The organism is Crocosphaera sp. UHCC 0190, assembly GCF_034932065.1.
Classification (GTDB): Bacteria; Cyanobacteriota; Cyanobacteriia; order Cyanobacteriales; family Microcystaceae; genus UHCC-0190.
The window spans coordinates 69,375-83,957 of record NZ_JAYGHP010000003.1; the positions used below are offsets into that span (position 1 = coordinate 69,375).

Sequence of the window (14,583 nt, forward strand, 5' to 3'; positions counted from 1 at the left end):
TGTTAATTGTTAATTTTCAAGAAACCATTGTTTTAAATCTGCCTCAGTTTTAAAGTCTAATAAAGCTTCTCCTAAATTTTCTAATTGTTCAACAGATAACCCTCGAATTTGAGTCACAAAATCCGCAGAAACTTCACCAATACGACGATTAAGTTGGCGTAAAACTAGGTTAGCTTCTCCTTTTTGCTTTCCTTGTGCTTCAATCTCTTGATAAATAACAGATTCTTTCATGATGTCCTCTAATAATTTAAGCAACATTGTTTAATCGTTGTTCTAATTCTTGATGCAAGGCAAGATAATGACGATAATCATTAGCCCATTCTATAAAAGTGACATCATCTGATAATATTCCTTGATTGTACTGGCGATAAAAATCTTCAGAGTTCATTTGATGTTGATTTTCATACAAACTAAGTCGTTTCGTAACAGCAATTAAAGCATCTAAGGATGATGTATATTGAATAGTCTGTTTACGCATTTTTTTATTCCCTATCTGCAATTAACTATATTATCCTCCAAATAAACCTAAAGAACAAATAATTTGAGCTTCCCGATGTTCATCTTCGGGATGAATAACACAAAAAGCATCGGTTTCTCTTAAAGAAATAACCATATTAGCTAATTGTTCATCAGTGATGCCACTTCTTAACTGTCGATTAAGCTTGGTAATAGCACTTTGTTTGAGGGGATATTGATAAATTTCTTCAAAAGATCTCACTAAAGTTTCCCATTCTTGTCCTTGTGCTAAAATTGGCATTTCAGTGCGTATTTTATCCAGATAATGCTTTAACCGTTCATAGGTTTTTGCCCTTGCACTGCGGGGACTTCCTAATTGTCCCCCACTGCTTTTTGACTGTTCAATTAAGTTATTAGCCCCTTTTTTCACTAAATCATGGTGAGAGGGATGACGTTCTTTAGCTGGCGTATCAAGGCTACATCTAGCCATGCGTAAGATTCTCATCTGAGACTGAGTAACACTGTTGCCATTTTTATCTACCCAAGCTAAGGCATCCGTTCCTTCAGCAGTTCTCAGATACACCATTACCCCTTCTGGTTCGGTGGCGGTGGGAACATGGTGACGAGTAGAATAAATGACATTGGGAAGGTTTTCAATCTTTTTAGCTAAGTCTGGATTAGCATCAGTGGCATTTTTCCAGACTTGTAAAGCTTCAGAGGTTAAATCCACTTCTCCCTCTTCTTCATCGTCAATAACCCCTGATTTTTCCGTATATAAATCCACAATGACCCGATTGGCATTATCTTCAAAAAATTCCTCATCGGTTCCGACAACCTCTGCATTCTCTTGTAAACGGTTGATTAATCTTCCCCGTAAGTTGATCAGTTGTTCCACCCCATCTGCCGGAAAGAAGGAATAACAGAGAATCGTTTCTGCTTTTTGTCCAATACGGTCAACCCGTCCCGCCCTTTGAATTAAGCGTATAATTGCCCAAGGTAAATCATAATTGACGATAATAGCGCAATCTTGAAGGTTTTGTCCCTCACTTAGCACATCAGTGGCAATGAGGATTCTTAGTTCATTATTAACCTGTTTTTTGTTACTTTTGGGGCTAAAGCGATGAGCAATGGCTGTGGGGTCATGACTGCTGCCTGTTACCACTGCAACATCTTGAATTTGGGCATTTTTTAAAGCTTGACCTAAATAACTGGCAGTATCAGCAAACTGGGTAAAAATCAGTATTTTTTCGTTAGGATGGTCTTTAGTGAGAAGTTCAATGAGACGAGCTAATTTTTGGTCTTCTTCTGCTTGCCATTGACCACAGGAATTTAAAACCGCCATTAATGATAAAGAATCTGACAACAAATTAGCTTTTAATTGCTCATGAAATAAACTAGAATGCAACCATCGAAACCTCCTACGGTACTTAGTGCGATACAATTGATAAATTTCTGCTGCTTTGAGTTTATATTGATCTTCTTGTTGGGCTAAAGCATTAATTAAATTAAATTCATCATCTTCTTGTTGGGTTAAAGCATTAATTAAATTAAATTCATCATCATCAGTTGAATCATCTTCTTGAGTTTCTATATTGGTATCTAAACTACTCAAAGAATCAGTATCTTGATCATTATTACGAGTATCTAAAAATTCCGCATCTTGGGTTCCAATAGGAATGGGTTGACCTTCATTAATAGCATGAAGATAAACATAGTTGCGAAGAATATGCCGTTCTATGGACTGAATAAACGCTTCTCCACTACTTTCTAACCGTTTAAATAAATTAGTGCGACAAAAGCCTAATAATCGTTGTCCTGCACGGGATAAACCGTTAAGGATAAGTTCTTCTTCAGGAGTGGGCGCAATATTAGACGATTCTAGGACATAGTTTCCTAACCCATAACGGGGCAAAAATAAAGCATTAATAACATTAACAATTCGGTCTGAATATAAACGAGCATAGGGATCATTTTCTTGGTTTCCCACATCTCGACTATGCTCGATGTTGGCACTGAGCGAAGCCGAAGTGCCAATCACAAAACGAGCAGTTTTAGGAATACGAGTCGGAAAATAAGACCTTGTTCCGTCTGAAAATTCTAAATATTTACGGTTATTATTCGGGTCAGTTTGAGCATAATTATCCTTAATAAAGCTGCGAGTCCGTCTCACCATGTAACGACTCATTAACTGTTGCCAATCTTCAGAATATTCGCTTTTTTCAAAGCCTAAGAGAGTTCTTAGGGGAGTTTGGGGATAATTACGGTTAAACTCCATCTCACCCCCTAATTCTCGGATGAGGGCTTCGGGTTTGATGCCAATATCTCTATCTTCTGGGACAAATAGGCGTAATTGAGCCGATAAATCTAAATAGGTTTTATTATAGGGAGTTGCTGTTAATAAGATACATCGGCTGTCACTTTGCTCAATATATTCCTTAATCGCTGCGTAACGTTGTCCTTCTCGATTGCGAAGATTATGACTTTCATCAATTAAAATAAGGCGAAATCGGGCAGGAACATGGGGTAAATCTTTAATAACTCGACTAATGGACATTACCTTACCCCTAAGTCCGTAAGTCTCTCGATAGTCTTCCCACATGGGAACAAGATTTTTCGGACAAATAATTAAGGTACTAAACCCGAAATCTTCTTCACAGATTTTGGCGATCGCCGTCCCCACTAAAGTTTTACCCAAACCAACCACATCCCCCACCATGACTCCCCCTCGACGGTTAACATGATGAGCAGCAATTCTCACGGCAGCTTCTTGAAATTCAAATAAGTTAAACTCTGGGGGAACTTGATATAGACTTAACCCATCTCTGGCTTCTTGGGAGAGATGATAAGCCATCTTGAGATAAACATAATAAGGGGGGATTAATTGGTCAGTTGCCCAACTTTGATCGATGATTTCTGCTAATTGGTCTGAAATATCCACACAAAAGTTATCATCCCATCGCTCATTAAACCATGTTTGCAGTTTTCGGGTTGCGTCATGGTCAAGAATATCGACATTAAGTTCCCCTTGTCCTGAGAGTCCTGAGAAGGTTAAATTACTGCTACCCAGGAAAGCGATCGCCGGTAAGTTAGGATGATTTTGGGGGATTAAATAAAGTTTGGCATGAAGGGGATGACGTAAATAGAGTTTAACTACTAATTTCTTTGATTGAAGTTGTTTTTTGAGTTTTTGCAGTCCAATTTCATCATCGTTTGTCGGTGTACCAATTAATAACTGTTGTCGAAAGTCTTCAGCGACTCGTTTTCTCAATCTTGTGACTTCGGCCGAATCAATTCTAGTGTTTTTACTACCTAAAGCGATCGCATGATGGAGTTCATCTTTAGGTAATCGTTGCATTCCCACTAAAAGACGACAACAAGACGATTTATCTCCCGAAAACTGCTCAATTTCATCATGAATGAGTTTCCATCCTCTTAAATTAAAATATCCCACACAAAAATCAGCCCTGGTTGCATCATTTAAACTACTCTTGAGAGAATCTAAGATTTTTTCATCGATGTTGTCAAAAATACGGGGCATAGGTTTTCCCTATTTTGCTACAAATCATTCTTGAGAAAGTGCTACATTTTCATTGTGCCCCTATCTTCTCGATTTCTAACGCTACGAGCAAATTTTGCTTATTTTTCCCCATCACCCAAACCTTCTAATTCTTGAATTCTTGCCTTCAATGGCTCGATCATTTCCTTAACTTCTGCTTCTGAATAACCTAGGGGTATATGTTGCGGACAATTCCAATCAAAGGCTGCTACTTTAATCAAAATAACGGCTCTCCCGTACTTGTGGTGATAAGTAAAGCTTATAATTCGTAGGGTGGGTTAGACGCGGCTATGATTTTGATGAAAAACTAATAAGTTTTAATCCGCGTCGTAACCCACCATCTTAAGTATTGTAGCTGATTATACATTTTATACCAAGATGTCGGGAGAGCCGGGAAATTTTGCCATCTTTTGCTAAAGCAATATAAGGAAACGCTGCCAGATCCGCAATGGTGGGATGGTCTAATTCTAACCATTCTCTGTCTGTTAAATGTTGCTCAATTTTGCTCAAAATAAATTCAGATTTCTGTTGGGCAACTTCAATGTTTACGCTTTGGGCATTAAAAAGATAATATAATCTGGCTGCTTCTGGCCCTTGACCAATTTCTCCTGCTGTTGTCGATAACCAACCTATTACACGACCGAAAGATTCTGCATCACTGGGCAACCATTGTTCATTTCCATAACGACGCGCTAAGTAACCTAAAATACCCTGTGCATCTCTTAGCACTGTTTCCCCATCTACAAAGTTTAATCATGGTTTCTTTCCTTTCGGTCTGTACCGAACGTTCGTTCACTTGCTCTGACTATACCGAACGTTCGGTACAATCGTCAACCCTTAACAGAACATTCGGTACAATAGGGAAAAAGATAGACAAAGCAAGTCATGGATCGAGAAAAAGCGATTATTCAGCTAATTGAAGTCTTTCGGCAGCATGGGTATGAAGGAGCGACCCTATCCCGTTTATCCCAAGCAACGGGGTTAGGGAGATCGAGCTTATATCATCACTTTCCCAAAGGCAAAGAAGAGATAGGGGCTTCAGTCTTAAGCTATGTTGCAGAAAGGTTTGAGAGGATGATTTTAGTTCCCTTGTGGAATAAAAAGGAGCCTAGGGAACGTCTCCAGCAAATGTGTCAAAATTTAAGGGAATTTTACTGCCAAGGACAAGAAAGCTGTTTATTAAATGCGATCGCCCTTGGGGAAGGAAATGAGTTATTCAAAGAACAGATTCAGCAAGCCTTTACAACCTGGATTGAAGAATTAGCGCAGGTTTTAATTGAGGGAGGAATTGCAACAGAAATTGCTTATCAAAGAGCAGAAGAAGGGGTTATATTAATCCAAGGTGCATTAGTTTTAGCCAGAGGACTGAATAACACCAAACCTTTCGAGCGAATCATTGAAAATCTGCCGGACAAACTTTTAAGCTAAGACACAAACAGTCAAAAATATATTAATCTTATAATGAAGCAATTTCTCGCAATTTTCTTAAGTACACTGTTAGTAATTTTATTCATCTTTAATGTTCCAGTCATGAGTGCCAATTCAACCGAAATTTTGTGGGATATTTGGGGAGTTCCTCATATTTATGGAAAAGACAATAACAGTTTATTTAAAGCTTTTGGTTGGGCCCAAACCAGAAGTCATGGCAATTTAATTTTAAAATTATATGGGCAAGCGAGAGGAAAAGGAGCAGAATATTGGGGGCTTAATTCCCTTGAGTCCGATCAATATGTGAGGACAATGGGAATTCCCAAAAGAGCCAAACAATGGTATCAAAAACAAAGCCCGGAAATGCAGCAATATTTAGATAGTTTTGCCCAAGGAATTAACGAATATGTGGCGCAACATCCCCAAGAAATTGATGAAGAATTAAAAGTTGTTTTACCCATCACAGGAACCGATATTTTAGCTCATTTTCAACGGGTGATACACTTTCATTTTCTTACCAACCCTCAAAGCGTAAAATCCTTAAAAACTATTGCTTCAGAAGCGGGATCAAATGGTTGGGTAATTGCCCCTGAAAAATCCAACAATAATCATACCCTATTATTAGCGAATCCCCATTTACCTTGGTCAGATTTTTTCCTTTGGTATGAGGCACAATTAACCGCCCCTGGCGTAAATCTTTATGGCGCAACCTTAGTGGGAATGCCAGTCTTAGCCATTGCTTTTAATGATGATTTAGGTTGGACAGTTACGGTTAATCCTATTGATGGTGCCGATATTTATAAATTAAAATTACAAGAAGAAAAATATTTTTGGGATGGTCAACTAAAACCCTTAGAAGAAGAAACTGAAAAGTTAAAAATTAGGCAAAAAAATGGCAGTTACACCGAATTAGAATTTGGTGTAAAACAGTCTATTCATGGGGTAATTATTAATCAACAAAAAGATTATGGTTACGCTTTGCGAGTGACGGGGTTAGATCGACCCCACAGTTTAGAACAATTATGGCGAATAGGAAACGCCAAGAATTTAGAAGAATTTGAAGCGGGATTAAAACAATTACAATTGCCTTTATTTAACTTTTTATATGGGGATAAACAAGGAAACATCCTGTATGTTTTTAATGGATTAGTCCCCATTCGTTCTCAAGGAAATTGGCAAGATTGGCAGGGAATTATTCCAGGAGATACGTCAAAAGCTTTATGGACAGATTATCATTCCTATCAAGACTTACCCCGTCTTGCTAACCCCACGACAGGATGGTTACAAAATACCAATGATCCCCCCTGGACAAGTACCTATCCATCTACTTTAAACCCCAAAGATTATCCTGAATATTTAACCCCTGCTTCTTTAGGAGATGCCCCTAATATTTTGCGATCGCAGCGTTCAATTCAACTGTTAAGTGAGTCAGAAAAACTCAGTTTAGATGAGGTAATTGAGAAAAAATTCTCCTCAGAATTAGTGATTGCAGATCGTATTTTAGATATCTTAATTTCTACTACCAAAGCATTAGCAAACCCCATTGGTATTGAAGCAGCAGAAGTGTTAAAAAAATGGGATCGTCAAACCAATGCTGACAGTCGTGGGGCCGTATTATTTACCTTATGGGCCTCAACTTTAGAAGCAAAAGGCATTTTTTCTAAACCTTGGAACCCTGAAAACCCATTAGAAACACCGTCAGGGTTAGCGGATGTTAATACTGCTGTTGCGGTGATTGAAGGTATTGCCGCCCAAGTTAAACTGTTATATGGGTCATTAGATGTGTCATGGGGAGAGGTGGTGAGAATGCGGGTAGGTGAGAAAGATTTACCCGCAAGTGGTGGCCCGGGTATGTTTGGCAGTTTTAGGGTGTTGAATTTACAAGCAACAAAGGATGAGAAGTTTCAGGTGGTTTTTGGAGATAGTTTTATTATGGCCGTTGAATTTTCTGATCCAATTCAGGCTAAAGTTTTAATGGTTTATGGCAATGCAACTCAACCTAATTCTGCTCATATTGGCGATCAATTATCGTTATATTCAGAAGGAAAAATGCGTCCAGTTTGGCGCGATCGCAACGAAATTGAACAGCATTTAGAATTGAAAGAATTGGTTAATTAACCAGAATTCGGGCTGAAAATTCATCTAAAGAGTTGACGGTTGCTGCTAATTTTAAGATTTCTTCTAATACAGATAAATCAAGAATTTGAAGAATTTGAGCCTGTATTTCTGGAGTAATTTGACTAAATCTCGCGTTTAAAACTGTTATTATGGCATCATGACTCTTTTGTAATGCACCAATTTCTTTGCCAATTTCTTTACCAATTTCTTTGCCAATTTCTTTGCCTCTTTCTATTGCCATTTCTTCCATATTACTAAGCAAAGGCATAGTTCTTTCCTCCTCAAAATGCTGAATTTTTTCGTTTAAACTTTGCTGTAATTGTTTGGGTAAGGTCATCATTTTATCAATGATTTGAAAGAGTTTGATGATTTCTTCTTTCGTCTTTCCTCTATCATATAATCCTCGAATTAATGACCATTTCCATTGTTCCCGTTGTTGGGGGTTAGTGGTAGTTGTTTTAGTTTTCAAATGTGCCATTACGATGACAGCAAAGGGATTATTATTTAATTCTAGTGCGTTCCATTCTTCTTCGTAGTCAAGTAATTTAGCAACAGGAAATTCAAAACTAATTCGACAATCCCCAATACTATAATTATACACATTAGGTCGCCAATTGGTTCGTTCATCTCCTAAAATGGCGAGACTAACCACAGGTTTACGATACAAATCAAAAGCTCGATAATTGTAAATATACATCCTCTGGGCAAATTTTGATTCATATTGACTTTGTACTTCAACATGAATTAAAATCCAGATTTCTTGTTGATCTAATAACCAAACTTGATACAATTTATCAGCAATACGGGTTGGTGTTTCCGATGATGCAATAATGTGTTGTAGTTCTTTATCAAGAGATTGAGGAGTTTGAGTCCAATCAATTAATTGATAAACATGGGGAAAAAAGAAGTTTAAAAATGCGTTAAAATACTCATTTAAAGCTTCTTTCCAAGGTTCATCATAGTTAGCTGTTTGCTCGTTCATTTATTACTCATTCTTATTTAAAATAAGCTAATGTAACTCCTGATCCCCCTTCATTTTGGGTAGCTAATTCAAACTTGTCAATCTGGGGATGACGTTTCAAAAATTCATGAACTCCTGCCCTTAATTTTCCTGTTCCTTTGCCATGAATAATCCATAAAACCCCCGATGTAGTTGCTTTTGCAATGGCATTTTCTAAGTCTGATTCAGCTTCATCCACCCGACTCCCACGAATATCAATGGTATTTTGAGAGGTGCGAATAGTGGGCAGAGATTGGGGTTTTGACGGTTGAGGTGAAGGGGTAACAGATGGGGTTTTTTCCTTAACTTTGGTTTCTACTTTTTTGCCATCTAATGACTCAATTTCCGTAAAAGGGACGTTCATTTTCATCAGTCCAAAGCGCACAATTACCGCTTCATTTTCCTCTGAAACTTCTAATACTTCTGCGGTTTGTCCTAAATTGGGAAGTCTGATCTTTTCCCCGACTTTAGGTTGATAATTCAGAGAACGTTTAGGAGTTTTAGCTAACTGTTTTTGCGTAATTTTAGCAAGTCCTTCCGTTGCTTGTTGGGCTTTTTGTCCCGTCTTTTCTCCTTGTTGTAATTGACGAATTACCTGGGCAATTTCTTCTTTTGCTTGTGCAATTGCTTTTTGTACTTCTTGGTCTTGATAACGTTTTAATTCCCTTTCTCTTTCCTGCAAAGAAGCAGCTTTTTCTGACACTTCTGTATAGAATTTCTCCGTTTGTTGTAGTAATTTTTTTGCTTCTAAAGCTTTTTGTTCCTGTTGTCTACGTTGTTCTTCTAAACCAGCAATAACCTCATTAATTTCTTGAGAAAGTCCCCCAATACGGGTCTTAGCTTCCTCAATAATGTCCGTACTTAACCCTAATCGTTGGGCAATACTTAGGGCATTAGACCGCCCTGGAATGCCCCACAACAGGCGATAAGTAGGGGAAAGGGTGCGATCGTCAAATTCCACCGAAGCGTTCTCAAACCGCGCATCTTGATATTTCAGGGCTTTGAGTTCCCCATAATGGGTCGTGGCCATGGTTAATAAGGCATGATCCGCTAAATAATGGAGTAAGGCGATCGCCAAGGCACTGCCTTCTGCGGGATCTGTTCCGGCCCCGACTTCGTCTAGAAGCACTAAAGAAGAGTGAGGGGGTGAGGGGGTGAGGGGGTGTGGGACATTTTCTCCTCCTGCCTCCTCTAAAGCTTCAAGAATACGAACAATGCGGCGAATATGACCAGAAAAAGTCGATAAACTCTGTTCTATTGACTGTTCATCCCCAATATCTGCTAAAATTTGCTCAAACCAAGGCAGTTCTACTGGTTCCTTGGCTGGCACAAATAAGCCAACTTTAGCCATTAACGCTGCTAAACCCAACGTTTTCAAAGTGACGGTTTTTCCCCCTGTATTCGGCCCTGTAATGGCAATAACACGAATATTTGGGTTAATCTGGACATTAATAGGGACTACCGGAAAACCCTGTTCATGTTTTTCTTGCCAGACTAATAAGGGATGTTGTAACTGTCTGAGGGTGACGGTTTCCCCTTCCTCAATAAAGCGAGGGGCATTTCCTCCCAACCAAAAACTATAACGGGCCCTCGCAGTGGCTAAGTCGAGGAGGGTGGCGATCGCCAGTAAATATTCTAAGTCTTCTTCTACTGCGGCCACTTGTTCCGTCAACTGTCGCAAAATTGCTTCTTCTTCTGCTTGTTCTTGCCGTAAATATTGACGGCGTTTATTGCCCATTTCTACAATAGAATTGGGTTCGATATATAAGGTTACTCCCGTGCTAGAAGTATCATGAATAATGCCAGGAATTTGCTCTTTTTGGGGGGCTTTAACGGGAATGACAAAGCGATCGCCCCGTTGAGTAATTAGTGTTTCTTGGATCGCAGCGCTTTTCTGCTGCATAATATTTTGCAGTTTTTGATAAATTCTATCTCTTATTTCCCGCAAACGATGACGAATTTCCCCTAATTTGGGACTAGCACGCTCGGCAACTTTGCCCCCTTCATCAATACAATGGTGTATGGCTTGTTCTAATTCGGGATAAGTGCGAATATCCGCAATTAATTCGGTTAAAACTGGTAGATCTTCATAATTATCAATAACCCGTCGTAACCGTCTCATTCCTGCTAAGGTGGTGGCAATATTTAATAATTCTTGCCCTGAAAGCATACCGCCTATTTTAGCTCTATCTAAGGAGTCCCCGACATCAGTAATGCCTTCAAAAGTCCACCCTGCGTCTAAAGTTTGTTCAAGGCGATAAATTTCTTGGGTTTGGGCTAAAAGTTGCTTACTTTCTGGTAAGGTTGTGGGTATAGGTAGGTTTCTCGCTGCCACTACTCCCATTTTGGTCGCAGCAAAAGTTGCCAAATGTTGACAAAGACGGGGCCATTCTAAAAGGTTTAAGGTTTCTTGGTGAATCAAGGCGGTATTCTAGGATAAAAGTATTTATTAACTGCTTACTATTTTAGGGCAACAACTCAATTTCATGACAACAATTTTCAGACTACTGAGTATATTAATAGAAAAAATAATAATTAACCGCTATAGTCGATAGGCTTTTGTTATGGTGAACCAACCTTTGAACAGTTATATTGAACAGTCTGCCGTTATTCCCTATCGTTGGTATCAGGGAGAGATCGAAATTTTGCTGATTACTTCTAGTAATAAAAAGCGGTGGATTATCCCTAAAGGAATTATAGAGCCAAAGATGACCCCACAGGCATCGGCGGCTAAAGAAGCTCTCGAAGAAGCAGGAGTTAAAGGGAAAGTAGATCATACTTTACGGGGGATTTATACTTATGAAAAATGTGGAGGAGTTTGCCGAGTTCAAATTTTTTTATTGTCGGTTGAAAGCTTGTATATTGATTGGTTAGAAGCATCTTTTAGACAAAGACAATGGGTAAGTTTAGAAGAAGCAATTAACCGAATCAAAGAAATAGAGATTAAGATTATTTTAGAAAAATTACCTTTAATTTTAAATCAAGATATATCATGAGTCAACCATATCAAAACATCATTATTTGTCTTTTATCATTAAGCTTAGTCGGCTTATTAGACAAGTCTTCTTCTGGTGAATATACCTTTAGACAATCTTTTCAAGGATGGTTTCTTCAACTTTTACAAGGAGAAAAAAAAGACTTCCAAAAACCTTTGATTACCACCGCTTTTATTAGTGATTTGTTTCAAGAATCTTGGCAAAAATCTCCCGAACCCTGTGAACCAAAATCAACAGAACCTAATTTTTTAGTGATTGGGGGGGGTGGTAGTCCTGAATCTAATGAAATTGCCCTGGAAAAAAATCTTCTTTATTTCCAAAGAACCCTTAAAAACATGGGATTTAATACCCCTTCTACTAGCATATTTTTTGCAAATGGAAATGAGGAAAAACCTAGCATTCGTTACATAAATTCTCAAGGACAAGAACAGTTTAAAATCCCTAATATTCCTAATTTAAACGGTTCAGCAACGGTTGATAATTTTAAAAATTGGATTGAGCAAAATAAAAGTAATCAGTCTGCTAATAAGCCGCTCTTTTTCTATTTTACTGGTCATGGTATTTTAAATCATGAAAACGCGAATAATAACGCATTTATGCTTTGGAATAATACCCCTGTAACTGTTAGAAATTTTTCTAATACTTTAGATAAATTACCCCAAGATACTCATATTGTTACGATGATGGCTCAATGTTTTTCCGGTTCTTTTGCGAACTTTATCTATCAAAATGGTGATCCTAATAAACCCTTAGCCAAACAAACTCGATGTGGCTTTTTTGCTACAATTAAAACCCTGCCATCTGTGGGATGTACCCCTGAAGTTAATGAAGCAGATTATGAAGATTATAGTTCAAGTTTCTTTGCTGGATTAAGTGGGGTTAATCGTATTGGTCAAAAGGTGACTTCTGCCGATTATAATAAAGATGGGCGGGTCAGTTATTCAGAAGCTCATGCTTTTGCTAAAGTTGATGAAGAAACATCAGATTTGCCTGTTTCTACCTCGGAAACTTGGTTACAAGAAAAAGCCTCTAAAAAAGATATTGATGAGTTGGTTAATATTCCTATTCTTGAATTAGCAAAAAATGCTCGTCCTGAACAAAAATACGTTATCTCTTCTTTGGTTAAATTATTGCAATTTAATCCCCAAAAATCATCTCTAGAAAATTTAGAAAGTTTAACCCCTGATCAAGTAGTAACTCAGGAACAAAAAGCTTATAAAATTCGCCTTTTAATGGAACTTCTCAATGTTAAGATGGAAGCTAAAGTTCGTCAAAATAATAACCAACAAGACATTAATATTTTGGATGGGTTAATTAAATGTGAATCAAGTTCTTGGAAATAATTTTTTCAGGACTTAACCACAGACGCTAACTGCAGGGAAAATTCATGAATTGCCCCTACAAAAAACACAAATCAGTTAGGCGTTGTGTAAGTCCTATTTTAAACAGATTACAACCTTTTTTCTGGAAAAGTCTTAAGGCAATTTTTGCAAAGCTTCTAAAAAATTCTCCGGTTCTTTAATACTCATTAAAAGAGAATAATCTTCATCAGTTGGCAGATAAAGCACTTGTTTTTTGTCAGTAACAAACAAAAGTCCTTTATCTCCATTCTTTAGCTTAAACCATCCAGAAAGATACCCAGGTAGTCCAATTCCATTGGTTCTCCAACTGGGATAATAAGGCGATTGCTTATCTAATTCAATTATAGAAGCATCATTAACTACTAAAGAACTTACAGGAATATTGCGTCCATATAAATCTCCACGAATGCGAAGTTCTTCAGCATTTAATTCAACTTGAAGATGAGAAGAACTATAAGCAATATAGAAGAAAAGACAGAGTATTCCAAGCATTAATAAAATAAAAATACCTAAAGACCAAAAAGTTTTGTCCGGTGGTGGTATGATCGGAAAAATTTGGCTCATAATTATTCGTTAAAAACAAGAAATCATAAAATTATCATAGCAGCCGAAGCAAAAGTGAGCTTAGATTAATCAGTAGTTCTGAATTCATCGTTAATTCTCATCTATGAATCGAGAAAACTCATAAGATCAGGGTAAAATCCCTTTAACCAAGACTGGACAACGGTTTTAGTCCTAACAACCTGGAAAAATTAGAGGCAAAAACCTTCTCAAACATCAATTCTTTTGATTGCTTTTTGTCTATGGTTAATCAAACCTGGGAGCAAATGTAAAAAAATGTTACAGCACTTAATATTTCTTAATGCTAAGATCAAAAAGCGTACAACCCAGTAATGGAAAATGACAGCAGTCGTGTTTGGTACAATCCCCTTCCCCAATCAAAGTGGCGATCAAATCGTCAGCAAAGCCGTTAGTGCTGCGATCGCCGCCCTGTTCAAGCGAACGGGCAAAGTAGAAGCAACGGTGCGGGCCGAACCTGTTGCCAAGTTATTACAAGGCAGCGTGGACGGTTTTGACTTCATTGGCAACGGAATGCTGATGTACAATGGCCTGCGGATTGAAGACATGGAATTATACGTCCAAGCGGTTTCCATTGACTTCAGTGCCATTTTTAAAGGGCAGGTGAAGTTAAGACAGCCTACTCAAGCGAGTATGCGGGTTGTCCTCACCGAAGACGACTTAACCACATCTTTTAATACTCCCTTTGTGGTGGAAAAATTGCAAAGGTTAGAGCATGAGGGACAATCTTTATATTTCCAAAATACCCAGATGCTGGTTAATGATGATAAGTCTTTAACGATTAAGAGTCAAATTCAGCTAGGAAAAGGCGGGGAAACCATCGCCTTAGATATGACGGCGCAAATTGATGTACAGGAGCGACGTAGAATACAATTTGTGGATGTTACCTATCAAGGAGATGACAAAGCGAAAACTTTAGGAAAAGCTTTGATTGATCATGTGAATGACTTGCTAGACTTAGATAAATTCGCCTTAGATGGAACACAACTAAGGGTTGATCGTATTCGTATCCGTAATAAACAGTTAATTTTTTACGGAATTGCGAAAATTGATCGTTTTCCGCAACGCAAGTAAGAGAACTATTGGGAG

General features: G+C 38.1%; 12 protein-coding genes and 1 pseudogene. 5 read left to right on the forward strand and 8 right to left on the reverse strand.

All coding sequences use genetic code 11. The features are described 5' to 3' along the window. Positions 1-9 precede the first annotated feature (9 nt). The 5 genes and pseudogenes from VB715_RS05750 to VB715_RS05770 all read right to left on the reverse strand — a co-directional run. Positions 10-246, reverse strand: a pseudogene (locus tag VB715_RS05750) (DUF4351 domain-containing protein); the annotation flags it as partial. Between the two features lies 1 nt (position 247). Then, positions 248-478: an antitoxin TumA gene (gene tumA / locus VB715_RS05755; protein ID WP_323300246.1), complete on the reverse strand. Its 231-nt coding sequence runs from the start codon at positions 476-478 to the stop codon at positions 248-250. Between the two features lie 30 nt (positions 479-508). Next, on the reverse strand, positions 509-3,994 hold the full coding sequence (locus VB715_RS05760; RefSeq protein WP_323300247.1) for a helicase-related protein: 3,486 nt from the start codon (positions 3,992-3,994) through the stop codon (positions 509-511). A gap of 98 nt (positions 3,995-4,092) precedes the next feature. Then, positions 4,093-4,233, reverse strand: a complete 141-nt coding sequence (locus VB715_RS05765) for a hypothetical protein (protein WP_323300248.1) — start codon at positions 4,231-4,233, stop codon at positions 4,093-4,095. A 121-nt stretch (positions 4,234-4,354) separates the two neighbouring features. Further along, positions 4,355-4,741, reverse strand: coding sequence for a hypothetical protein (locus tag VB715_RS05770; protein ID WP_323300249.1), 387 nt, complete (start codon positions 4,739-4,741; stop codon positions 4,355-4,357). Between the two features lie 156 nt (positions 4,742-4,897). Here VB715_RS05770 and VB715_RS05775 point away from each other — a divergent pair, with 156 nt between their 5' ends. Further along, entirely contained in the window at positions 4,898-5,440 is a 543-nt protein-coding gene (locus tag VB715_RS05775; RefSeq protein WP_323300250.1) for a TetR/AcrR family transcriptional regulator, read from the forward strand. A gap of 33 nt (positions 5,441-5,473) precedes the next feature. Beyond that, positions 5,474-7,558 (forward strand): acylase, encoded by a 2,085-nt coding sequence (locus VB715_RS05780; RefSeq protein ID WP_323300251.1) that lies wholly within the window; start codon positions 5,474-5,476, stop codon positions 7,556-7,558. On the opposite strand, the gene VB715_RS05785 is transcribed toward VB715_RS05780, so the two are convergent. Together VB715_RS05785 and VB715_RS05790 are read right to left on the reverse strand one after the other, a co-directional pair. Next, positions 7,551-8,540, reverse strand: coding sequence for a hypothetical protein (locus VB715_RS05785; RefSeq protein ID WP_323300252.1), 990 nt, complete (start codon positions 8,538-8,540; stop codon positions 7,551-7,553). The two genes, VB715_RS05780 and VB715_RS05785, sit on opposite strands and share 8 nt — an antisense overlap. Positions 8,541-8,553: 13 nt before the next feature. Continuing rightward, on the reverse strand, positions 8,554-10,980 hold the full coding sequence (locus VB715_RS05790; protein ID WP_323300253.1) for an endonuclease MutS2: 2,427 nt from the start codon (positions 10,978-10,980) through the stop codon (positions 8,554-8,556). A 142-nt stretch (positions 10,981-11,122) separates the two neighbouring features. Here VB715_RS05790 and VB715_RS05795 point away from each other — a divergent pair, with 142 nt between their 5' ends. Together VB715_RS05795 and VB715_RS05800 are read left to right on the forward strand one after the other, a co-directional pair. Then, positions 11,123-11,554 carry an NUDIX hydrolase gene (locus tag VB715_RS05795; RefSeq protein WP_323300254.1) on the forward strand — a complete coding sequence of 144 codons (432 nt, stop codon included), beginning with the start codon at positions 11,123-11,125 and terminating at the stop codon, positions 11,552-11,554. Next, entirely contained in the window at positions 11,551-12,897 is a 1,347-nt protein-coding gene (locus VB715_RS05800; protein WP_323300255.1) for a Caspase domain-containing protein, read from the forward strand. The genes VB715_RS05795 and VB715_RS05800 overlap by 4 nt, the downstream gene beginning before the upstream one ends. A gap of 132 nt (positions 12,898-13,029) precedes the next feature. On the opposite strand, the gene VB715_RS05805 is transcribed toward VB715_RS05800, so the two are convergent. Next, a complete protein-coding gene (locus VB715_RS05805; RefSeq protein ID WP_323300256.1) occupies positions 13,030-13,479 on the reverse strand; it encodes a PH domain-containing protein in 450 nt (149 codons plus the stop codon). 336 nt (positions 13,480-13,815) lie between these two features. On the opposite strand from VB715_RS05805, the gene VB715_RS05810 reads away from it, so the two are divergent. Beyond that, positions 13,816-14,568: a DUF2993 domain-containing protein gene (locus tag VB715_RS05810; protein ID WP_323300257.1), complete on the forward strand. Its 753-nt coding sequence runs from the start codon at positions 13,816-13,818 to the stop codon at positions 14,566-14,568. Positions 14,569-14,583: the final 15 nt, after the last annotated feature.